This is a genomic window from Kitasatospora sp. NPDC059973 (assembly GCF_042737525.1).
Classification (GTDB): domain Bacteria; phylum Actinomycetota; class Actinomycetes; order Streptomycetales; family Streptomycetaceae; genus Kitasatospora.
Genome location: NZ_JBHWUI010000042.1, coordinates 35,694 through 56,034, shown reverse-complemented (window position 1 = coordinate 56,034; position 20,341 = coordinate 35,694). Strand labels below are relative to the sequence as shown.

The 20,341-nt window shown below is 75.7% G+C and carries 18 protein-coding genes; 9 read left to right on the top strand and 9 right to left on the bottom strand.

All coding sequences use genetic code 11. From position 1 onward, the window contains the following. The 5 genes from ACFWA9_RS14500 to ACFWA9_RS14480 all read right to left on the bottom strand — a co-directional run. The coding region (locus ACFWA9_RS14500) for a DUF5682 family protein (RefSeq protein ID WP_380386966.1) at positions 1 to 487 on the bottom strand (487 nt) is incomplete at its 3' end. Between the two features lie 4 nt (positions 488 to 491). Then, positions 492 to 1,688: an AAA family ATPase gene (locus ACFWA9_RS14495; RefSeq protein WP_380386963.1), complete on the bottom strand. Its 1,197-nt coding sequence runs from the start codon at positions 1,686 to 1,688 to the stop codon at positions 492 to 494. Next, positions 1,685 to 6,793, bottom strand: coding sequence for a hypothetical protein (locus tag ACFWA9_RS14490; RefSeq protein ID WP_380386960.1), 5,109 nt, complete (start codon positions 6,791 to 6,793; stop codon positions 1,685 to 1,687). The genes ACFWA9_RS14495 and ACFWA9_RS14490 overlap by 4 nt, the downstream gene beginning before the upstream one ends. Then, positions 6,790 to 7,647 carry a DUF4132 domain-containing protein gene (locus ACFWA9_RS14485; RefSeq protein WP_380386958.1) on the bottom strand — a complete coding sequence of 286 codons (858 nt, stop codon included), beginning with the start codon at positions 7,645 to 7,647 and terminating at the stop codon, positions 6,790 to 6,792. The genes ACFWA9_RS14490 and ACFWA9_RS14485 overlap by 4 nt, the downstream gene beginning before the upstream one ends. 292 nt (positions 7,648 to 7,939) lie before the next feature. Further along, positions 7,940 to 9,112 (bottom strand): PQQ-dependent sugar dehydrogenase, encoded by a 1,173-nt coding sequence (locus ACFWA9_RS14480; RefSeq protein WP_380386956.1) that lies wholly within the window; start codon positions 9,110 to 9,112, stop codon positions 7,940 to 7,942. Positions 9,113 to 9,386: 274 nt separating this feature from the next. Between ACFWA9_RS14480 and ACFWA9_RS14475 the strand changes: the two genes are divergently transcribed. The 4 genes from ACFWA9_RS14475 (at position 9,387) to ACFWA9_RS14460 (ending at position 11,139) form a co-directional block, all read left to right on the top strand. Continuing rightward, on the top strand, positions 9,387 to 10,199 hold the full coding sequence (locus ACFWA9_RS14475; RefSeq protein WP_380386953.1) for a helix-turn-helix domain-containing protein: 813 nt from the start codon (positions 9,387 to 9,389) through the stop codon (positions 10,197 to 10,199). Beyond that, positions 10,196 to 10,393 (top strand): DUF397 domain-containing protein, encoded by a 198-nt coding sequence (locus ACFWA9_RS14470; RefSeq protein WP_380386950.1) that lies wholly within the window; start codon positions 10,196 to 10,198, stop codon positions 10,391 to 10,393. The genes ACFWA9_RS14475 and ACFWA9_RS14470 overlap by 4 nt, the downstream gene beginning before the upstream one ends. Before the next feature lie 81 nt (positions 10,394 to 10,474). Then, the gene (locus ACFWA9_RS14465; RefSeq protein ID WP_380386947.1) at positions 10,475 to 10,669 is read left to right on the top strand and encodes a DUF397 domain-containing protein; all 195 of its coding nucleotides are present in this window, start codon (positions 10,475 to 10,477) and stop codon (positions 10,667 to 10,669) included. Positions 10,670 to 10,806: 137 nt separating this feature from the next. Then, on the top strand, positions 10,807 to 11,139 hold the full coding sequence (locus ACFWA9_RS14460; protein WP_380386944.1) for a hypothetical protein: 333 nt from the start codon (positions 10,807 to 10,809) through the stop codon (positions 11,137 to 11,139). Between the two features lie 87 nt (positions 11,140 to 11,226). Here ACFWA9_RS14460 and ACFWA9_RS14455 read toward each other — a convergent pair whose 3' ends face one another. Beyond that, positions 11,227 to 12,429, bottom strand: coding sequence for an isochorismate synthase (locus ACFWA9_RS14455; protein WP_380386969.1), 1,203 nt, complete (start codon positions 12,427 to 12,429; stop codon positions 11,227 to 11,229). Between the two features lie 613 nt (positions 12,430 to 13,042). On the opposite strand from ACFWA9_RS14455, the gene ACFWA9_RS14450 reads away from it, so the two are divergent. The 3 genes from ACFWA9_RS14450 (at position 13,043) to ACFWA9_RS14440 (ending at position 15,924) form a co-directional block, all read left to right on the top strand. Beyond that, complete coding sequence (locus ACFWA9_RS14450) at positions 13,043 to 14,362, top strand: MFS transporter (RefSeq protein ID WP_380386941.1); 1,320 nt, start codon at positions 13,043 to 13,045, stop codon at positions 14,360 to 14,362. Positions 14,363 to 14,366: 4 nt separating this feature from the next. Then, the gene (locus tag ACFWA9_RS14445; RefSeq protein ID WP_380386938.1) at positions 14,367 to 15,029 is read left to right on the top strand and encodes a TetR/AcrR family transcriptional regulator; all 663 of its coding nucleotides are present in this window, start codon (positions 14,367 to 14,369) and stop codon (positions 15,027 to 15,029) included. A gap of 172 nt (positions 15,030 to 15,201) precedes the next feature. Next, entirely contained in the window at positions 15,202 to 15,924 is a 723-nt protein-coding gene (locus tag ACFWA9_RS14440; RefSeq protein ID WP_380386935.1) for a siderophore-interacting protein, read from the top strand. A gap of 28 nt (positions 15,925 to 15,952) precedes the next feature. On the opposite strand, the gene ACFWA9_RS14435 is transcribed toward ACFWA9_RS14440, so the two are convergent. Beyond that, positions 15,953 to 16,513 carry an NUDIX domain-containing protein gene (locus ACFWA9_RS14435; protein WP_380386932.1) on the bottom strand — a complete coding sequence of 187 codons (561 nt, stop codon included), beginning with the start codon at positions 16,511 to 16,513 and terminating at the stop codon, positions 15,953 to 15,955. 145 nt (positions 16,514 to 16,658) lie between these two features. Here ACFWA9_RS14435 and ACFWA9_RS14430 point away from each other — a divergent pair, with 145 nt between their 5' ends. Continuing rightward, positions 16,659 to 17,027, top strand: coding sequence for a hypothetical protein (locus ACFWA9_RS14430; RefSeq protein ID WP_380386930.1), 369 nt, complete (start codon positions 16,659 to 16,661; stop codon positions 17,025 to 17,027). A gap of 20 nt (positions 17,028 to 17,047) precedes the next feature. Here the strand turns inward: ACFWA9_RS14430 and ACFWA9_RS14425 are convergent, their stop codons facing one another. Together ACFWA9_RS14425 and ACFWA9_RS14420 are read right to left on the bottom strand one after the other, a co-directional pair. Then, on the bottom strand, positions 17,048 to 18,187 hold the full coding sequence (locus tag ACFWA9_RS14425; RefSeq protein WP_380386927.1) for a CapA family protein: 1,140 nt from the start codon (positions 18,185 to 18,187) through the stop codon (positions 17,048 to 17,050). A gap of 156 nt (positions 18,188 to 18,343) precedes the next feature. After that, complete coding sequence (locus tag ACFWA9_RS14420; RefSeq protein ID WP_352287446.1) at positions 18,344 to 19,051, bottom strand: M24 family metallopeptidase; 708 nt, start codon at positions 19,049 to 19,051, stop codon at positions 18,344 to 18,346. A 403-nt stretch (positions 19,052 to 19,454) separates the two neighbouring features. On the opposite strand from ACFWA9_RS14420, the gene ACFWA9_RS14415 reads away from it, so the two are divergent. After that, on the top strand, positions 19,455 to 20,222 hold the full coding sequence (locus ACFWA9_RS14415) for a universal stress protein (RefSeq protein ID WP_380386924.1): 768 nt from the start codon (positions 19,455 to 19,457) through the stop codon (positions 20,220 to 20,222). Positions 20,223 to 20,341: the final 119 nt, after the last annotated feature.

Below are 20,341 nucleotides of genomic sequence, written 5' to 3'. Positions count from 1 at the left end.
GGCGGGCCTCGGCCCGCCGGGCGAGCGGCAGGTCGCAGGTGAGGGCCGGGACGCCGTTGCGACGGGCCCACCGCAGCGCGGCCAGCTCCGGGGAGAAGTCCGCGAACGGGTAGAAGGCGAGCCCGGCGGGCCCCTCGCCCGGACCGTCCCCGGAGCCGTCCGGGGCGGCCGCGAGGGCGACCGGCGCCCGGGTGGACTCGTCGGCCAGCCAGTCCAGCCAGGGCTGGAACTCGGCGGGCAGCTCGACCAGGACCACCTCGGGCCGGGCCGCGTCGAGCAGCGCGGGCACCACCGCGCTGAGCGAGGGGGCGTGGTGCCGCACCCCGATCAGGAACGGCCCCGGGCGGCCTGCTCCCGAGGCGGCCAATCGCGCCGCCTCCGCCTCGACCACCCCGCGCGGGTCGTCGTGGTCCCCGGGCGTGCCGGGGCCGCGAAGGCCCGCTCCTCCGGCTCCGGAGAGTCCGGTCACCGCGCTGCTCGTCGTCATCGCCTCACGCCTCCAGGGCCGAACGCAGGTCCCAGAGCATCCGCCAGGTGGCCGCGCCCTGTTCGGCACGGCGCCGGACCGGGCCGTCCCAGTAGCCGAGCAGCCGGGCGGCGTCGGCCGGGTCGTCCTTGCGGACGACGCCGATCAGCTGCCCCGGCAGCCGGCCGAGGAGGTCTCCGCCGTCGGGCAGGTAGGCGGCGCAGACGCCCAGCCCGGTGGCCACCGAGACGGCCTCGGCGGTGCTCATCACGGTGGACGGGCGCTCGACGTCCCAGCCCTCGGTGGAGCGGCCGGTGCGCAGGTCCCGGAAGGCGGTGACGAGTGCCTCCAGCACGGCGTCGTCCACCGCGTACGCGGCACCGGCCCGGGCGACCGCGGCGGTGGACTGCCGGCGGACCAGCTCGACCTCCGCCGCGAGGCTGCCGATCGGGCCGACCGTCTCGAAGTTGAACCGCCGCTTGAGGGCGGCGGACATCTCGCTGACGCCCTTGTCCCGCAGGTTCGCGGTGGCGATCAGGGTGAAGCCGGCCGCGGCGTGCAGCTGGCCGTCCGGGCTGCCCGCCAGCTCGGGCACCGCGATGCGCCGTTCGGAGAGCAGCGAGACCAGGGCGTCCTGCACCTCGGGCAGGCAGCGGGTGACCTCTTCGACCCGGGCGACGGCTCCGGTGGTCATCGCGGTGAGCACCGGCGAGGGCACCAGGGCGTCCCGGCTGGGGCCCTTGGCCAGCAGCAGGGCGTAGTTCCACCCGTACTTCAGCTGGTCCTCGGTGGTACCGGCGGTGCCCTGGACGGTGAGCGCGCTGGTGCCGCAGACCGCGGCGGCGAGCAGTTCGGAGAGCATCGACTTCGCGGTGCCCGGTTCGCCGACGAGCAGCAGACCGCGCTCCCCGGCGAGGGTGACCACGCAGCGCTCGACCAGCGCCCGCTCGCCGACGAACTTCTGCTCGACGGCCAGGCTCTTCCGCCCGGCCTTGAGCTTCTCGCCGCCGCTGCCCATCACGAAGGTGACCACGGCGCGCGGGGTGAGCCGCCAGCCGGGCGGGCGCGGGCCGGTGTCGTGGGCCGCCAGGAACTCCAGTTCGGCGGCGTACCTCTCCTCGGGCGGGACGATCTGCCGAGCCGTCGGGTCGGCGGACTGGGTCTTCGGGTCGGCGGACTGGTCCTTCGGGGCGGTGGGCTGGTCCTTCGGGGCGGTGGTCATCGGCGGGCCTTCCTGCGCTTGCCGGTACGGAGCTCTTCGTATCCGGGGACGTCCCCGTCGCCGATCCGCTGCCAGGCCCGGGCGAACAGCTCCGGGACGGACAGCCGCGGCAGGACGGCGTGGTGGGTGGGCAGTTCGTACAGGCCGGCCTTCCAGGTCTCCGCCGGGAGGCCGGGGGCCTTGGCCTCCTGCCAGCCGCCGGGCAGGAAGAGGCCGCGGCCGGCCCGGGACCGCTTGGCCTCCAGCACCAGGTCGGTGGCGGCGAGTTCGGCCCGGGCCCGCTTCAGCCGGGCGGGCTTCCAGCCCGTCCAGCGCGCGACGTTGCGGTCGGTCGGGTCGGGCAGCGCGAGCAGTTGGAGGTAGAGCGCGGCGGCGTCCGCGCCGAGGCCGTGGGCGGCGGCCACCTCCGCGACCAGCGGGCCGACGCTGAGCTGCGGGTTCTGCGCCCAGCGGGCCTCCTCCCCGGCACCGGTCGGCGCCGGGTCGGGCGCGAGCTCCGGCGGGGCCACCAGGCGCTCCAGCTCGCCGTCCAGGATGGCCGCCAGGGCGGGCCGCTGACTGGTGAACCAGTAGCCGTCGACGAGCCCGGCCAGCAGCTCCAGCACCGGATCGTCCCCGCCGGTGAGCCCGGCCGGGCGCAGCCAGACCTGCTCGTCCTCGGTACGGCCGGGGGCGAGCACGAGAGCCTCCCCGCAGCGGACCAGGCCGTCGGCGTCGGCGCCGCCCTCGGCCGGCAGTCCGAAGCGGGTGCGCAGCACCGGCGACAGCTTCTCGCCCTTGGCGGTGCGGAGCAGGTCGTAGTTCAGCAGCAGCTCCGGGTCGGCCAGCCGGGCCCGCAGCGCGGCGGCGGCCTGCGGCAGCAGCGGGCGCAGCGGGCTGTCGGCGGGCAGGTGGTAGGCGAGCCAGCGCAGGGCGTCGACGGCCCCGCCCAGACCGGTGTCGCCGGGCAGGGCGTGCGGGTCGTCGGCGACCAGCTGGACCGGCCCGCCGTCCTGGGTGGCCCGCACCCGGTAGCCGGTGGTGCGGTTGAGCCAGGGCGTCCGGGTGGGGTTGAGGACCTCTTCGATGTGGTTGATCCCGGCACCGTTGACGGTGGCCTGGGCCTCCTCGGGCAGGGTGACGAGCTGTCCGAACCGCTCCGTCCACCGCTCGGCTCCGGCCGCGGTGTCGGGGCCGTCCGTCCAGAGCGCCTTCGGGTCGGCGGGCAGGAGCGCCGTCCAGACGGCGCGGAGGCCGGCCCGGTCGCGACCGCGCAGCCAGTCCCGGGCGGCCTTGGCCTCGGCCGACTTGAGGCCGTACTCCTTGAGCCGGTCGGCGGGGAGCACGGTGCCGTACCACCCGAACAGGGTGTTGGTGGGGCTGAGCAGCAGGGCAGCCCGGGTGGCGCCGATGCCGGTCGCCGCACCGAAGGCGGCGGCCTGCCCGGCCTCCCGGACGAACCCGCCGTGCAGGGCGAGCAGGGCGGTGAACCGCGCCGTCCAGTCGGCGGTGACGACCTCCTCGGTGTTGCGCTCCCCGGCGGTGCCGAAGTGGGCGACCGGCCCGAAGGCGCCGCTCGGGTCGTGGTCGACGGCGAGCCAGTTCACCCGGTCCTCGCGGTGGTGGCGGCAGCCGAGGACGACGACGGTCCGCTCCCCGTGCCGGAACACCTGGCCGGCCCGGGACGGGTGCTTGCGGGTGGTGCCGTCCGGGTCGACGAAGTCGGCGAGCGGCTCGGTCAGCACGACCTCGCGCAGGGTGGCGCCGCGGTCGGCGAGCAGGCCGCGGGTGAGCTCGGTCAGCAGCAGGGCGAGCGCCGACCGCTCGGCCGCGCCGGTGAGCGGGGCGGCCGCGGCGTAGGCGAGGGTGCCGAGGTGGCCGAGGAGGCTCAGCCAGCCGTGGTGGTTGTCGTCCCCCTCCAGCTCGACCCGGAGCGGGGTGGACCAGCCCTCGGTGCCGGGCGCCACGGCCGGTGGCCCGGTGAGGACGCCGAGGACGGTGCGCAGGTTGCCGAGCACCCGCCAGTGGTCCCCGTGCTCCCAGGAGCGGCCGAAGCCCGAGGTGTCGGGCAGCAGGATCTCCACCGCCTCGCGCAGGTCCTGGTCACGCCCGTGCTCGGGCCGGTAGGCGGCGCCCGCCCGGGCGGTGCCGGGCTTGGGGCGGGCCTCGGCCTCGGGCTGCGGGACGAACCGGGCGGCGAGGTCGAGCAGTTCGGCGGCGGACCGGGCGAGGCCCGCGACGCCGGCCCGCAGCAGCGGGTGGCCGACGCCGGGCAGCACGGCGCCGACGGCCTCGACCGGCACGGACTGCCGGGCGGCCTTGCCCACCGCGAGCGGGCGCCGCACGCCCTGGACGGTGAGCCAGCGCTGCTCGGCCTCCGCGGGCGGTTCGGCGTCCGTCGGCCAGGCGGCGTCGATCAGCCGGGCGGCCTGCTCGTCGGTCAGACCGCGCAGGACCAGCGAGCCCGCCTCGTCGCGCGGCCGCAGGGCGTGCCAGTGGGCGAGCGGGGGGACGAACGCGGTACCGGCGGCCGCCAGACCGCCGGGCCGGCAGGTCTGCAGGTCGGTGCTGGTGTCGGCGCCGCTGCCGTCGGCGTCCGGCAGGGCGAGGCCGAGATCGCCGCCGCGCTCCTCGACGACCAGCGGGTGGGCGTCACCGGGCAGGCCGAGCCGCCCGAGCGGGAACCGATCGGGGCGCCGGCCCCTTCCGGCCAGGGTGAGGGTGGTGCCGTCGGCGGTGCCGGTGGTGACCTTGGCCCCGTCGACCCGGACCCAGCTGCCGAGCACGACGCCGTCGGTGCCCAGCGGGGTGGCCTCCAGGCCGGGCTGCATCGGCAGCAGCGACGTGCGGTCGAGGTCGAGCCGGCCGGCCGCCGCGGTGGCGGCGATCCTGGGCGGTTCGGCGGCGCGGCCCAGCGCGCCGGTGGTCGCGTCCAGTTCGGTGAGGACGTCACCGGTCCGGCTCGGGCGGACCGTCCAGTGACCGGTGCCGTCGCCGATCACCCGCGCCTCGGCGGGCATCCGGGTGTCACCGACGTGCAGCGGGCGCTCGCCGGCGGTCCGGCCCCCGCCGGACAGCGGGATCGACGGGATCTCCGGGTCGTCCTGGCCGCCGTAGTAGCGGACGATGGTCTCCCCGCCCAGTTCGAAGGTCTCGGTGGGGCGGCCGGACCAGTAGGCGTACTGCTTGTTCTCCCGGTACCAGGCGACCAGCAGCTCGCCGTCGACGAAGCGCAGCCGGGGCCGCTGCCAGCGCTCCAGCTTGTCGGGGATGCGCAGGGTGTGCTCCAGCAGGATGCCCTGCGGACCGACCACCACTACGCGGTTCCCGAGCTCCAGGACCAGCTGCGGCCAGGCCTCCTCGACGCAGAGGCCGTCGGGCAGTTCCCTGCCCTCGGGGCCGCCCGGTGCCTCGCCCGCCTCGATGCCGAGCCGGACGAGTGCCTCCTCCAGCGCGGGCCAGCCGAGCTCGTCGAGGATGCCGGTGCGCAGCGTGCGGGCGAGCAGTCCGGTGACGTCGAGGCCGGCGATCCGCTCGGCGGCGGCCGGGTTCTCGGTGCGGATCGCGCCGCGGCTGCTCCGCAGGTCCTTCAGCAGTTCGGCCGCGCTCGCCAGGCCGCGCGCGGCGAGGAGTTCGTCGGCCCGGGCGTCGGACCACTCGACGAACAGCTCGCGCAGCACCGGGAGGGCGGCCAGCTGCTTGTGCGCGGCGGCCGTCCAGCTGTTGGGCACGCCGGAGCGCAGCAGGGCGCGGAACCGCGGGTCGGCGGCGACCGCGGCGAGGGTGCGGCCGCCGGGCCCGGACTCGCGCACCCAGTCGCCGAGGCCGAGGCTCTGCCCGTCGGCCGGGTCGGCGACCGGGACGCCCTCGGCGAGCAGCAGGTCGAGCAGCTCGATCTGGTGGGGGCTGCGCCGCGTCCCGGTGAAGAGGTCGACCGGGATGCCGTCGGCGCGCAGCCGCCCGGTCATCCGGGCGGCCAGCGCGACGGTCTCGGCGTTGAGCCCGTTGGTGCGCCAGCCCCGGCCGATGTGGCCCACCCAGCGCTGCAGCCAGACGGCGGCGGCCGGGGTGGTCCCGGCCTGGCCCGCCGCGCCGTGGGCGGGCAGGCCGGTCAGCAGCTGCTCGGCGCCGCTCTCGGCGAGCACCGCGAGCCAGGAGGCGTCCTGAGCGCTCTGGTCGGAGACCCCGGCCGGGTCGGGCATGATCTCCAGCAGCCGGGCGCGGACGCCCTCGTCACGCCGGGCCAGCTCGATGACGGCGCCGTGCCAGGACTTCCAGAAGGCGCCGGGCGCGCGGTTGACGGCGGGGGAGGCGAGCAGCTCGGCGAGCAGGGCCTGCTCGTGCTCGGTGCGGTCGAGCCCGGCGGCCCGGATCAGGGCGCGGGCGTCCTCGGCGATCCCCGCGTAGGGGGCCATGCCGGCGGCCGAGCGCTCGGTGCAGAGCTGGCGGAAGCGCTGCCAGGCGGTCAGCGGGTCGAGCCGGCCGCTCAGCTCCTTCACGTACTGGCGCAGCGCCTTGACGGTAAGCGCGCCGGCCAGCGCGAACTCCAGGAAGACGGCGCGCAGCCGCTCCTCGTCCACGGCGAGGCTGTGGGTGCGCTCGGCCTCGCGGGCCTTGCCGAAGAAGGTGCCGGCGTAGGTCTGGTTGCCCTGTTCGACGAAGATCCGGCCGACCTCCTCGCAGTAGGTCGGCAGGAAGTGCGGCACCGCGCGGCCGAGGCGCACGGCGAGCTCGTCGAAGCCGTCCTTGGCGTGGCCGGGCTTGGACTTCGCCTGCCGGGCGAGCCGCTCCATCTCCTTGACCAGGGCGAGCGCGTGGTGGCCGTTCGCCGGGTCGTGGACCAGCGCCCAGGCGGGGAAGCCCAGCGCCTCCTGGCGGACCTGGCCGACCTCGGCCGGCTCGGCCGCCGGCTTCAGGCCGAGGAAGTCGACCGCCAGGTCCTCGGCGGGCCCGAGCGCGCCCGGGACGAGCCGGACGATCCGGCGCCCGTCGAGCGCCGGGTGGGCGTAGCTGCGGGCGGTGAGGACGTCGGCGGCGCTGTCGGGCTGCCCGGCGCCGGGCAGCGTGCCCGCCGGGAGGACCGCTCCGGCATCCAGCAGGCGCTCGTGCAGTTCGGTGGTGCTCATGCGGGCTCCTCCCCTTCGATCGTGCGGCCGGCGTACAGCGCGGCGGCCATCCGCATGCCCTCGGACCAGGCGACCGGCCCGACCTCGGCCGCCGGCCGGATCGTGCCGTCCGGGCCGGCCCAGCTGAGCGCGCCGGTCTCGCACTCGTCGTACTCGTAGTAGTCCCCGACCCAGACGCGGGCCTCCAGCGCGCGGCCGCCCTCGACCACGGGCAGCACGGCGTAGCCGCCGCGCACCCGGTAGCCGAGCCGGGCGCAGCGGCCGAGCAGGTCGCGCAGGGCGTTGTAGCGGCCGCCGGCGTAGCTGGTGACCTCGGTACCGGACGCGGCCTCCGCCGGGCGGTGCCAGACCTCCCGGTACAGCTGCTGCACCTGCTGGGAGACCCCGAGTTCGACGGCGAACTCGCGCAGCTCGTCCAAGTCCTCCAGGAGGACGGGGTGGGGTATCAGGATCTCGCCGTCGGTGAGGCGCACGGTGTCCCCGTCGAGGTCGACGAGCCCGAGGCCGCGTTCGGCGTCGGCGCCGCGCAGGAACCCGGCGACCTCGCCGTCCGAGCCCGTGACCACCAGGTCGCGCAGGACCTCCTGCCAGGCCTCGTCCGGCCAGACCGCGACCAGGACCGCGGCGGGGACGGGCAGCGAGCGGACCATCCACCGCTCGACGTCCTCCAGGCAGCCGCGCCGGTGCGCGGCGAGCCACTCGGTGAGCTGCTTGAGCCCGGTGACCACCGGATCGTCGTTCAGCTTCGACGGAAGGGACTTCAACGGGCGGCCGGCCGCGTTGCGGCACACCACCCTGCCCTCCGCGTCGAGCGCGACTTGATAGCCGCCCGTCCCCGCTTCCACCCACGTCACGGCCGCTCTCCTCCCAGCTGCTGGTCTGCGATGGGAGGAACGTAACGGGACACACTGACAACGCGGCCGCCGGGGGGCCGCTCCTGCGGGCCGGCCGCTTCAAACCCATCGAACGAGTGAACGATCAGCGGGGAGGACGACGCGGCCGCCAGTCCGGCCGACGACCCGGAGGCGGCCCAACTCCCCTCCAGCGCAAGCGATCTGCGGGCGAACCAGGCCGACCGGTCGGCGGACCGCGCACTCGATCCGGGCATGCCAGAACCGGCCGGGACCCCGGGGACCGGCCGCGCCGCTAGGAGACGGTCAGGCGCAGGATCCGGTCGTCGCCGGAGCGCGAGTCCCCGCGCCCGTCGGTGTTGTTGGTGACCAGCAGCAGCGTGCCGTCCCGGTCCGCGACCACCGTGCGCAGCCGCCCGTAGGCGTCGTCGAGGAACGCCTCCGGAGCGCCCGCCGCACGGTCACCGTCGAGCGGGACGCGCCAGAGCCGGGTGCCCCGCAGCGCGGCGATCCAGACGGCGCCGTCGGCGTAGGCGATACCGCTCGGGGACGCGTCGGCGGTGTGCCACTGGGCCACCGGGTCGATGAAGCCGGGGCGGTTCCCGGTGCCCTCGACCACCGGCCAGCCGTAGTTGCCGCCGGCCTTGATCAGGTTCAGCTCGTCCCAGGTGTCCTGGCCGAACTCCGAGGCCCAGAGCCGCCCTTGGGGATCCCAGGTGAGCCCCTGCACATTGCGGTGGCCGTAGGAGTACACGGGCGAGCCGGGGAAGGGGTTGCCGGGAGCGGGCGTGCCGTCCGGGGCGAGCCGCAGGATCTTGCCGCCGAGCGAACCCTCGTCCTGGGCGAGCGCGGTGTCGCTGCTGTCCCCGGTGCCCACGTAGAGCAGGCCGTCGGGGCCGAAGGCGATCCGCCCGCCGTTGTGCCGGGGCCCGTGCGGGATGCCCGTCAGGAGGACCTCGGGCGTGCCGAGTTGCTGCTTCGCCGGCCGCGCCGGGTCGTACGTCAGGCGCACGACGCGGTTGTCCGCGGCGGTGCTGAAGTAGGCGTACACCAGGTGGTCGGTGGCGTAGCCGGGCGACAGCGCGAGGCCCAGCAAGCCGCCCTCGCCGCCGGAGACCACCCCGGGGACGGTCCCGGCCTCGGTGCGGGCGCCGTCCTTCGCCGCGACCCGCACGATCCGGCCGTCGTCCCGCTCGGACACCAGCAGGTCCCCGTCGGGCAGCACCACCAGGCCCCAGGGCGCCGCCAACTCCTCGGTGACCGTCGCCCGGACGGCCACCGACGGCGCGGCACCGGGCGCGGCCGGGGCGGACCCGGTGGCGGACCCGGTGGAGGAGGCGACCGCCGAGGCGGCGGCCGAGCTCGGAGCGGCCGACGTGGCCGCGGGCTCCGGAGCCGACGAACAGCCCGCGACGGCGCCGGACCCCAGGAGCAGAGCCAGCACCCCGGCTCCGACACGACTGCGCACGAGCGTCTCCCCTCAGGAGGACGGTCCAGCAGGACCGGAACGGCTGCCGCGCGGGAGCGGACAGCACGGCAGCCCTCAGCTCATCACAGCGACCCCGCGCTCCACCGCCCGACACTCACGCCACCCGCCCCGACCGGGCCGCAGCCCCGACGCACACCACCACCCCGGCCGGCTTCACCCGGACGTGCGGTTTCGAACGGTTCGCCCCCACCCCGACCCACACCCGCCCTACCCTCGGAGCCCGAGCCGGTCGACGACCAGGGGGGCTACAGCCATGAGCGCCACTTCCAACACGCCACCGCCGATGGCCTGGCGCTACTGCGGCAACCAGATCAAGCTCTGGCGCACCCGAGCCGGGGTCAGCCGCGAGGACCTGGCCAGGGAGGCCGGCTACAGCGCGGAGAGCCTCCGCTCCATGGAGGCGGGTCGGCGCCGACCCTCCAGACACCTGCTCGACATCGCCGACGAGCTGTGCGGAGCGAAGGGCATCCTGGCGGCAGGCGAGGAGTTCCTGAGGCCCGAGAAGTATCCCCGCTTCGCCGAGGACTACATGCGCTACGAGGCCGAAGCAGTGACCCTCAACTGGTTCGAGACCCAACTCATCCCTGGCCTCCTCCAAACCGAAGACACCGCAAGGGCCCTTCTCGAGGCCAACTGGCCACCACTGGACGACGAAACCGTCGAGGAACGTGTCGGCGCAAGGCTGGCTCGCCAGGAGCTACTGAAAACCCAGACCAAGTCCTTCAACTTCCTGCTCTGCGAGACGGTCCTGCGCAGCCCGCTCACCACTACTGAGGCACACGTCCGCCAGCTGCGGCATCTGCTGGACGCCGGAAGGCCGCGTCACATCTCCGTGCAGATCGTACCCGGCAGAGGTGCCCACCCCGGGTTGAACGGCCCCTTCATCCTGCTCGACACGACCGAACACCGACGGCTCGCCTACGAGGAAGGCCAGGCGATGGGCCTACTGCACTCGGATCCGGAAAGAGTGGGCCTGCTCAGCCAACGCCATGAAATGATCCTCCGGCAGGCTCTCACCCCGGAGGAGTCGGCGAGGTTCATCAGCGCGTTGGCGGAGGGGCTATGAGCGACGGACCAACCTGGTTCACATCCAGCTACAGCGGCACCGAGGGCGGTGCCTGCATCGAGGTCGCCGCCATGACGACCGCCGTGCGCGTCCGGGACTCCAAGGACCGGGGCGGGCCGCAGCTCGCCTTCTCACCCGCCGCCTGGGCCGACTTCGTCGCCTTCGCGGCAGCCACGGAGACACCGCCCTCCTGAGCGGCCTGCTCCACCCGGAGACAGAACGCCCTTGCTCGCGAGAACCTCGGCGAGGTTCGTCGGCGCGTAGACGGAGGAGCAATGAGCACTGAGCTCGCATGGTTCAAGTCCAGCTACAGCGGCACTGCGGGCGGCGAGTGCATCGAGGTCGCCGTGACGACCGCCGTCCGTGTCCGGGACTCCAAGGACCGGGGCGGGCCGCAGCTTGCCTTCTCCCCCGCCGCCTGGGCCGACTTCGTCGCCTTCGTGGCAGCCGCGGACGCACCGCTCTCCTGAGCGGTCGGCTCCGCCGGGCGGGTGTCGGGCAGGCCGGCACCTTCGTGCGCGCGCGGCAGGCATCGTTCGTGAGCGACCGTCAGCTAGCCTGCGTCGTCGGAAGGCCTGAGGGCATCGCGGTGACGAAAGGGTTCACCATGGCGGAGAACTTTGCAGAGCGGTCGGCGCCGGAGTCCGTGCGCCTGATCGACTTCGAGGAGGCGAAGGCCGTCCCGGGGATCGTCCCGGGCACGTTCATCCTCGTCGTGAACGGGACCAAGCCCTACCTGAACATGACCGTCCGGCTGTCGCCCCGGGTCTACATCGCGCAGCCGGAGTACTGGGGCATCGAGGTGGTCGGCTCGCTGTCCGGCATCGGGCTCCCCGCCACCGCCCCGTACACGGAGTCGCTGCCGCTGGACGGCATCACGGGGAGCAAGGGGATCGAGGTGATCGGGGCGTACCGGACCGAGCGGATCGACCTGCCGTAGGGCCCGGGTCGTCAGCCGGGGCCGACCGCGACGGCCGGCCCCGCACCCGAGTACCGCACAGCGAGCCTCAGCCGCCGCCCGGGCCGCTCACCGCGGCACCCCCGCGGCGTCCAGGAAGGTGCGGAACTTGGCGCTGGTCTCGGCGAGTTCGGCCTCCGGCCGCGACTCGGCGACGACGCCCGCCCCGGCGAACACCCGCAGCGTGCGCCCGTCCGCCTCCGCGCAGCGCAGGGTCACCACCCACTCGCCGTCACCGTCCGCGTCGCCCCAGCCGACCATCCCGGCGTACAGTCCGCGGTCGAACGGCTCGATCTCGCCGATCGCCCGCCGCGCCGGCGGCGTCGGCGACCCGCAGACCGCCGGGGTCGGGTGCAGGGCGGTGGCCAGCTCCAGCGCCGACACGGCCGGGTCGGCCAGTTCGGCGGTGATCGTGGTCGCCAGGTGCCACATGGCGGCGGTCCGGACCAGGGTCGGGGCGGCCGGCACCAGCAGCGTCCGGCAGTACGGGGCCAGCGCCTCGCGGATGGCGTCCACCACGAAGGCGTGCTCGCGCAGGTCCTTCGGGGACTCCAGCAGCGCGGCGGCCCGGCGGACGTCCTCGCCCAGGTCGGCCGTGCGCGGCACCGAACCGGCCAGCGGGTTCGCCACCACCGTGGTGCCGCGGCGCGAGAGCAGCAGTTCGGGGCTGGCGCCGATCAGGGTGCGACCCGCCCCGGTGGGCACCGCGAAGGTGTAGCCACTCGGGTCGCGGCGGGCCAGCCGCTGGAGGATCGCGGGCAGGTCGAGCGGGCGACCGGCACTCAGTTCGAGTGTCCGGGCGAGCACGACCTTGCTCAACTCGCCCGCCCGCACACGCCGGACGGCCTCGGCGACGCCCGCCCCGTACACCTCGGGCTCGGGCACCGGACGGACCCGCCAGTCCACCGGCTCGGCGGCCGGGGCGGGCAGGGCGATCAGCGGGTCGTCCCGCAGCGCGCCGCAGACGCGCAGCCCGGCGGGCACGGCCAGTTCGGCCCTGCTGTCGTGGTCGAACGCCACCGCGCCCATCACCAGCGGCCGCCGGACCCCGTCACGGCGCGCCCGGGCCAGCGTCTCGGCGACCCGCACCGGCAGCGGGCGCTCGTCCTGCACCACCCTGGCGTGCACGCCCTCGGCGAGCAGCGTGCGGGTCGGCGAGGCGGAGAACGCCTCGTCGGGCGCGGCCCGGTACTGGCCCAGCAGCCCGCTGGCCGCGCCGATGACGGTGTGTTCCGTCCCGGCGGGGGCGTGGTGCACGGTGGTCACCTGGATTCTCCCAGTCTGCGAGTGGCCGCCGGGTGCCCCGGTCGGGGTGGTCGGCGGGTGGGGCGGTTCGGGGCCGGGTGAACGGGTCGCCCGGGTGGCGCGAGGGTCGCTGGTGGTCCGGGGCCTCGGCCCCCGGTCGACGCGGGGCAGCCGGCCCTCGGCGGCCGCGTGCCAGCCGGTCGGGCGTCGCCGGTGGCGCGCCGCCGGTCGGACACCGGTTCCGTCCGGTCAGGGGCGGAGCACCGGGGCGGGCGGGGTTCCGGGCCGCAGGTTCGCGACCGGGCCCGCTGATTCGGGCAGTCGCACCTGGACACCCCTCCCCGAACTCCCCCTGAGCAGCAGCATTAGGCAAGGCTAACCTAACATACCTGTCCGGGTGCGCCGAGGAGCTGCGAGTCCGTCAACTCGCGGCGGCGGCCGCCGTTCCGCACCGGGGTCGACCGGGGTGCACCATCGAGCCTGGACGCAACGTTGCGTCCAGTGCTACGTTTCAAATCGCAACGCAACGTTGCGTCTACTTTCGCCTCCGGGGCCTGCCCCGCGCTGCGCCGACTCCGCCCCGCGCGGAGCTCCCGCCCCAGCAGGCCTCACCCCCTCACCTCACCCGAGGAGCACACCCGTGCCTTCCGCGCCCCCCGACAGCCCACCGGCGGTGGCCACCGCCCCGTCCGCCCCGCCCACCCCGGCGACTCCGCTCGCCCGGGCCGCCATCGCCCTCGCCTTCTGGGTCACCATGGCGGGCACCACCGTCCCGACCCCGCTCTATCCGCTCTACCAACAGGCCTTCGGCTTCTCGCCGTTGATGGTCACGGTGACCTTCGCCGTCTACGCCGCCGGAGTCGTCGTGGGCCTGCTCACGCTCGGCCGCCTCTCCGACCGGATCGGCCGTCGCCCCGTCATGGCCGGCGCCCTGCTCCTCGCCGCGGTCGCCGCCGGACTCTTCGAGGCCGCCTCCGCCCTGCCCTGGCTGCTCGTCGCCCGGGTGGTGTCCGGCCTCGCCGCCGCCCTGGTCACCGGCGCCGCCACCGCGGCCCTGCTCGACCTCGCTCCGCCGGAGCGCCGGCTGCGGGCGCAGACCCTCGCGCTCGCCGCCAACATGGGCGGACTGGCCGGCGGCACGCTGCTCTCCGGGATCCTCGCCGAATGGGCCGGCTCCCCGCTGCGGCTGCCCTGGACGGTGATGCTCGCCCTCACCGCGGTCGCCCTGCTCGGCCTCTTCGCCGTCCCGGAGAGCGCGCCCGGCGGCGGCCCCCGCAGGGCCCGCCGCACCGCCCGCCGCGAGATCCCTCGCGAGACCTCTCGCGAGACCCCCGGGAACCCCCCGCCCTTCGTGCCGCCGCTCGTCCCGGCCGCCATCCGGCCCGCCCTGCTGCGCGCCGCCCTGACCGCCGGGTCCGGCTTCGCCGCCCTCGGCGTCCTCACCTCCGTCAGCGGGCTCTTCCTCGCCACCGTCCTCGGCATCCACCACCACGCGCTCACCGGTCTGATCGCCTGCCTCGCCTTCGTCGCCACCGGGGCCGGCCAGTTGCTCGCCCGCGTGCTGCCCGGCCCCCGCGCCCTGCCCGCCGCCTGCGCCGGGCTCGTCGTGGCGGCGGCCCTGGTCGCCACCGCGCTGCTCGCCGGGACGCTGCCGCCGCTGCTCCTCGGCGCGGTGCTCAACGGCCTCTCCACCGGTACCGCCGTCGCCACCGGGCTCGCCACCATCAACGGGGGCGTCGAACCGCGGCGGCGTGGCGAGGCGATCTCGGCCTACTTCGCCGTCCTGTACACGATGCTCTCGGTACCGGTCGTGGGCGCCGGCCTCCTGATCCGGGCCACCGACCTGCGCACGGCAGGGGTCGTCTTCAGCACGCTGGTCGCGGTCCTGGCCGTCGGCGTCGCGGCCGGCCTGACCGGCCGTCGCGCACGGCCGACGCCCCTCGCGGCGGAGGAGGCGTGAGAGGATGGGCCCGACCCAGCACCCCGGCCGGCTCCCGCAGCGGCCCGCCCGTGAGGACCGCAGCGCCATCGCCGCCCAGCCCCGCCCCGCCACCGGCAGCAGCAGCGCGAGTACCGGCGGTCGCCGCAGCGAGGCCGCGCGCCTGGCCGTGCTGAACGCCGCCGACGACCTCCTGGTCGAGCACGGCTTCGAGGGCCTCACCATCGAGGGCATCGCCGCGGCGGCGGGCGTCGCCAAGCAGACCATCTACCGCTGGTGGAAGTCCAAGGTCGACATCCTCTTCGACAACCTGGCGCTGGACTCCGGTCCCGCCCTGGTCTGGCCCGACTCCCCGGCCACCCCGGCCGACCTGCGCGTCTACCTGCACCGCTTCGCCGCCTTCCTCGGCGAGGAACCGGCCGGCCGAGTCCTGCAAGCCCTTCTCGGGCACTCCCAACTCGACTCCCGGACAGCGGAGTTGCTGCACACCGGCTTCCTCGACCCGCTCCGCGAGCGGGACGTCGCGCACACCCGGGCCTGCCTCGGCACCTCCGAGGACGAGGCCGCCGCACTCCTGGACGCCCTGCTCGCCCCGCTCTACCACCGCGCCCTGGTGCTGCGCCGCCCGCTCGACCGGGCCTTCGTCGACACCCTGCTCGACCGGCAGCTCGCCCGCTTCACGCACTGATCCGGGCGCCCACTCCGGGCACCACCCACCACCACCCGCCATCACCCGCCCCCGCGCGGCTCCCGCACCGTACCGCCGTGCGGCAGTTCGCCGTGGCGCGCCCCGGCCCCTCCGTCACCGAACTCCCCTTCACCCGGCCCGAGTCCACCCCCGGGCCCGCTCAGGAGTCATCATGTTCCGACGCCCCCGCCCGACCCACGACGTCGAGGTCACCGCCACCACCCCGCTGACCTCCACCCTCACCCGGATCACCTTCAGCGGCCCGACGCTGCCCGACCTCGGGATCGAACACCCCACCCAGTGGGTCAAGTTGGCCATCCCCGAGGGCCCGTCCCGGGCCTACACCATCCGCCGGCACCGACCCGCCGAGCGCGAGGTGGACATCGACATCGTCCTGCACGGCAACGGACCCCTGGCCCGCTGGGCCTCCGTCGCCCGCCCCGGCGACCGGGCCGTCCTCGCCGGCCCGCGCGGCCGCCGGCCCGACCTGGACGGCGTCACCCGGCTGCTCCTCGCCGCCGACGAGAGCGCGCTGCCCGCCGCGCTCACCATTCTCGATCAACTGCCCAGCACGGTAAGGGCCTTCGCCTACTTCGAGATCGCCACCGGCGCCGACGCGCTGCCGCTCGGCACCGCCGCCGAGCTCACCACCACCTGGCTCCCCCGCGACGGCGCCCACCCCAAGGGCCGGCTCCTCACCGACGCCGTCCTCGCCGCCGACGTCCTGACCGGCCCTGACCCTGCCGGGACCATCGGCTCCGCCGCCTGGATCGCCGGTGAGGCCGTCGCCGTCGGAACCCTCCGCCGCCACCTCCTCGGCGACCTAGGCCTCCCCCGCGACCGCGTCCACGCGAAGGGCTACTGGAAGCACGGCGAGGCCAACCACCGGGAGTGAGCGCACCGGCCGGCGCGACCGACGGCGGTCAGTCGGCCGACCGCCGCCGCCGCGCCAGGCGGTACGGCCCGAGGAAGTAGGAGAGCGCCGCGAGCGACGCCCCCTCGGGCACCTCCCCGGCGGCCAGCAGCTCGACCACGTCCTCCTCCGCCACCCACTCGACCCGGGTCGCCTCGCTCCGGTCGGTCGGCTCGCCGATCCGGGTGCAGCCGGTCATGTGGAACGCGTGGAAGCGCATCGTCGAGATGCCGGACATCGCGTTGAACCCGAGCAGCGGCTCCACCCGGCCCGGTCGCCACCCGGTCTCCTCCTCCACCTCCCGGGCGGCGGCCGCCGCCGGCTCCTCGCCCGGCTCCGCCCACCCGGCCGGCACCTCCCACCCCCACTGCCCGGTGATGAACCGGTGCCGGTACAGCAGCAGGAACCGGCCCGCGTCATCGGTCACGACCGCCGTGGTGCAGGCCTTCGGCATCCGCACCACATGGTGGTCGACCCGCCCGACCCCGGGGATCTCCACGTCGTCCAGCCACAGCTCCACCCAGGGCGACTCGTAGACCGGCCGCCGGCCGTACGTCTTCCACTCCGTCATCGGCCGGCTCTCCTCCGCACCCGTGACCACCACGTCTTCCACTTCGACCCTCTCACGCCGCCGCCGGGCCCCCGGGCCGCCCCCGGCGGCCGCCCGCCCGGAAATCCGGGTGCCGACGGCATGGCGCGCGCCTACCGTGAGCGGCATGTGCACCCGGAGCCGGACCTCGCGACGACACTTCGTCTGCCCGCCGTGCCGGCGGTCCGTGAAGCGGCACGGCGCCCCGGGGCGGGACGTCTGCGCGCGCTGCGGCGGCGAACTGGTCGACGCGGGCCAGGACCTGGCGGTACCGCGACGCCGGGACACCGCGGGGTGGCGGGCCCTGACGGCCCTGCTCGCCGCGGGGGTGACCTTCCACTCGCGCTGCTGCTACGGCCCGGGGTGGCGGCCGCGCACCCCGGGGGAGGTCCGCGAGCGGCTCGCCCGGTCGGCGGGCGGTGGGCGGCCGGTGGCCGAGGCGCTCACCACCCGCGACCCGCACGACCTCGGCCCGGCGGACCGTCGCCGCGTCTGAGCGCGGCCACGTCCCCGGCCTCAGCGCGTCGCGCCCGCCACCGGGGCCAGCCCGGTGCAGCCCCGCAGGCCGTCGCGGCGCTTGAGCGCGGCCGTCGCGGCGGCGCCGGTCTGCGGGACGGGCACGCCCTGGCCGTCGACGGTGGCGGGCGTGAACACCTCCCCGGTGACCTTGCCGGCCGCGGTCAGGGTCAGCGTCGTCACGCCGGTCTCGTTGGAGTTGGCGTAGTCGGAGGTGCCGTACCAGAGGAAGTTGCCGAAGCCGTAGCCGATGTAGGTGGAGCCGAGCATGCCCGAGCCCAGCATGGTGTGGGCGTGGGTGCCGACCACCGCGGTGGCCCCGGCGGTGGCGAGCTTCTTGGCGATGGCGCTCTGGGCGCCGGTCGGACAGGCCTTGCCCTCGTCGCCCCAGTGCAGGTACACGAGCACGACGGGCGCCTGCTTCTTCGCCTCCTCCACCGCCTTGACCAGGGCGGCGGCGTCCAGCGCCGAGGCGATGCCCGGCTTGGTGGCGCCGGCGCGCCACTTCTGGTTCGTCAGGTCCTCGACCTGGCTGGCCGCGAGCACCGCGACCTTCACCCCGCGCACGGTGGTGACGTACGGGGCGTACGCCTCCTTGGCGTTGCGGCCGACGCCGACGACCGGGATCGGCGCGGAGTCCTTGGCGGCGAGCGTGTCGGTGAGCCCGTCCGCGCCGAAGTCCACGGCGTGGTTGTTGGCCATCGAGACGACGTCGACGCCGGAGTCCTTGAGGGCGGTGAGCGCCTTGGGGGAGGTGCGGAAGGTGTACGTCTTCGGCTCGGGGGCACCCCGGTCGGTGATCGCGGTCTCCAGGTTGAGGACGGCGAGGTCCGCGTCGGAGAGGGTCGTGGCGATCGGGCCGAGCGCCTGCTCGGGCGCCTTCACCGCGAGCCGGGCCTCGGTGCGGCCCTCGAAGTGGACGTCCCCGGCGAACGCCACCGTGATCGAACCGTCCGGGCGGGGCGCCGAGGCGCTCGCGGACGGCGAGGCGGACGCCGCGGCGCCCGTCGTCCCGGCCGCCGAGGGCTTCGCCGCGTCGCCCGCCGGCGCGGCCTTGGCCGGCGCCGGGTCGTCCGGCCCGCAGGCGGCCACGGGTATCAGCCCGAGCAGCAGTGCGACGGCGGCCGCGACTCGGCGCATGTGAAGTCCCCCCGGGGGTCGATTCGAGAGCGGTCAGACTACGCCATTCCCCCACATCGCCTTCGGTCTGCCTCCACGGACCGCCCGCCCCGGGCCCGCCCCGCGCCCGGGGCGCAGGACGGGCCCGGCGGCCGGAGCGCGGGCCGGGGACCGCGGTCAGGCCAGGTCGAGCAACTGCTCGTAGAAGCCGCCGAAGCCGCGCTCCCGGTCGACGAGGTGCAGCTCCAGGATCCAGTGGCAGACCCGCCCCGACCGGTCGGTGCGGCGCAGCGGGGTCTCGTTCTCGGGGGTGATGTAGGAGTCGGCCTTGGCCCCGTCGTTCACCTCGTGCGGGAACTCGCCCACGAGGTGGCCGGCGTGCCAGATGCCGACCTCCCAGCCCGCCTCGGCGGCCAGCCGCTCGACCTCGGCGTGCAGCTGCCGCCCGGTGATCTCCGGGTCGGCCGCGAAGAACGCGCGGCCGGCGTCGAAGATCCGCGGCAGGTCGGCGAGCAGCCGCCGCTTGTGCGGATCGCCGCCGAAGACGTAGGTGCGGCCGAAGTCCGCCTCGTACTCCTCGAAGACGGGGCCGAAGTCGGCGAAGGCCACGTCGTCGGCACCGATGACCCGGTCCGGCGGGTTGTCCCGGTACGGGGCCAGGGTGTTCGGGCCGGAGCGGATGATCCGCTTGTGCCAGTGCCGGGTGGCGCCGAACATCTCGTTGGCGAGATCCCGGATCCGGTCGCTCGCCTCGCGCTCGCCCACCCCGGGCGCCACCAGTTCGCGCGCCTCGGCCTCGGCGAACAGGGCGATCGCCTTCTCCTGCGCCGACACCAGGCCCTCGACGCGACGGACCTCCTGCGCGCCGGACGGTTCGACTGCCATACCGGATCCCCTCTCCCCAGGTGGCGCCGGCGGGACCGGCGCCACAGCTCACGGCCACTGCCCGCGCCCACCGGGCCGGACAGCCCCGACCGATCGTATCGGCGGGCCCGGCGGGCCCGCCTCGCTGTCCCCCCGGCTCCCCCGCAGGGGACGGACCGGCCCGAACAACCGCCGCACCGGGACGCCCCGGCCCCCGCAGCGCCCCCGCACCCGGCCCCACCACCACGACCCGCCACGACCCGCCACCGCCGGCACCATCCCCACCAGGACACCCCGGCCCCCACCACCGCCGCACCGGGCCGTCGTGTCCCTGGCGCACCGGCCGTCCGGACGCGCAGCGTGGAGGGGGTGCACGCTCCCGGGGCTGCACGCTCCCGGGCCGAGGTGGCGAGGTGGACGGCGCATGGACGGCGTGGGAATCGGCACGGCGAACGGCGGCCGGCGGCGGATCGTGGTCGGGATCGACGGCTCCGCGCCCTCGAAGGCGGCGCTGCGCTGGGCGGTCGGTCAGGCGGGCCTGACCGGGGCCGCGGTCCACGCGGTGGCGGCCTGGGAGTACCCGTCGCTCTACGGGTGGCTCACGCCGCTGCTGGACGACGGCTTCGAGCGGGCGGCCCGGCGCACGCTGACCGCCGAGGTGGACGAGGTGGTCGGCCGGGACCGGCCGGTGGAGATCGAGGAGAGCCTCGTCCTCGGCCACGCGGCCGAGGTGCTGCTGGAACTGTCCGCGGACGCCGACTTCCTGGTGCTCGGCAGCCGGGGGCGCGGCACCTTCGCCCGCACGCTGCTGGGTTCGGTGAGCTCCCACTGCGCGGTGCACGGCAGCTGCCCGGTGGTGATCGTCCGCGCGGACGGCGCCGCCGCACCGGTGCACGCCGCCCCTGCGGCGACCGCGGAACCCCTCACCGAGGACGCGGGATCGGCCGTCCGCACCAAGGAGTGGCAGGTGAGCCTGCACCTCGTCGAGGGCCGGGACACCACCCGGGTGCACGCCGTGCTCGACGCCGACGGCAGCGTGCTGCACGCCGACACCCGCGCCCGCCGCAGCCCGCAGGACGAGCCCGCCGAGGCGGTCGGCGACGCGTTCGCCGTGGGGAGGGCCCTGGTCGAGCTGGGGCACCGGCTGCTCCGCAGCGGCACCGAGTCCGCCACCGGGCCGGCGCGGGAGTGACATGCTGATCCCGGCAGCCGCCGGCCGGCCCGCGGCCGACGGACAACCGGTGGGCGCGGGCCGGCCGGACAGCGCCCGACGGACGGCGCCCGGCAACGGGTGGCCGACAGCTCACGGAC

What these genes read in the sequence shown, in the direction of transcription:
- ACFWA9_RS14425 (WP_380386927.1), bottom strand. Translation starts at nt 18,187, where the DNA reads ATGCGCCGAGTCGCGGCCGCCGTCGCACTGCTGCTCGGGCTGATACCC.
- ACFWA9_RS14460 (WP_380386944.1), top strand. Translation starts at nt 10,807, where the DNA reads ATGGCGGAGAACTTTGCAGAGCGGTCGGCGCCGGAGTCCGTGCGCCTG.
- ACFWA9_RS14435 (WP_380386932.1), bottom strand. Translation starts at nt 16,513, where the DNA reads ATGACGGAGTGGAAGACGTACGGCCGGCGGCCGGTCTACGAGTCGCCC.
- ACFWA9_RS14495 (WP_380386963.1), bottom strand. Translation starts at nt 1,688, where the DNA reads ATGACCACCGCCCCGAAGGACCAGCCCACCGCCCCGAAGGACCAGTCC.
- ACFWA9_RS14440 (WP_380386935.1), top strand. Translation starts at nt 15,202, where the DNA reads ATGTTCCGACGCCCCCGCCCGACCCACGACGTCGAGGTCACCGCCACC.
- ACFWA9_RS14415 (WP_380386924.1), top strand. Translation starts at nt 19,455, where the DNA reads ATGGACGGCGTGGGAATCGGCACGGCGAACGGCGGCCGGCGGCGGATC.
- ACFWA9_RS14470 (WP_380386950.1), top strand. Translation starts at nt 10,196, where the DNA reads ATGAGCGACGGACCAACCTGGTTCACATCCAGCTACAGCGGCACCGAG.
- ACFWA9_RS14475 (WP_380386953.1), top strand. Translation starts at nt 9,387, where the DNA reads ATGAGCGCCACTTCCAACACGCCACCGCCGATGGCCTGGCGCTACTGC.
- ACFWA9_RS14490 (WP_380386960.1), bottom strand. Translation starts at nt 6,793, where the DNA reads ATGAGCACCACCGAACTGCACGAGCGCCTGCTGGATGCCGGAGCGGTC.
- ACFWA9_RS14465 (WP_380386947.1), top strand. Translation starts at nt 10,475, where the DNA reads ATGAGCACTGAGCTCGCATGGTTCAAGTCCAGCTACAGCGGCACTGCG.
- ACFWA9_RS14430 (WP_380386930.1), top strand. Translation starts at nt 16,659, where the DNA reads ATGTGCACCCGGAGCCGGACCTCGCGACGACACTTCGTCTGCCCGCCG.
- ACFWA9_RS14445 (WP_380386938.1), top strand. Translation starts at nt 14,367, where the DNA reads ATGGGCCCGACCCAGCACCCCGGCCGGCTCCCGCAGCGGCCCGCCCGT.
- ACFWA9_RS14420 (WP_352287446.1), bottom strand. Translation starts at nt 19,051, where the DNA reads ATGGCAGTCGAACCGTCCGGCGCGCAGGAGGTCCGTCGCGTCGAGGGC.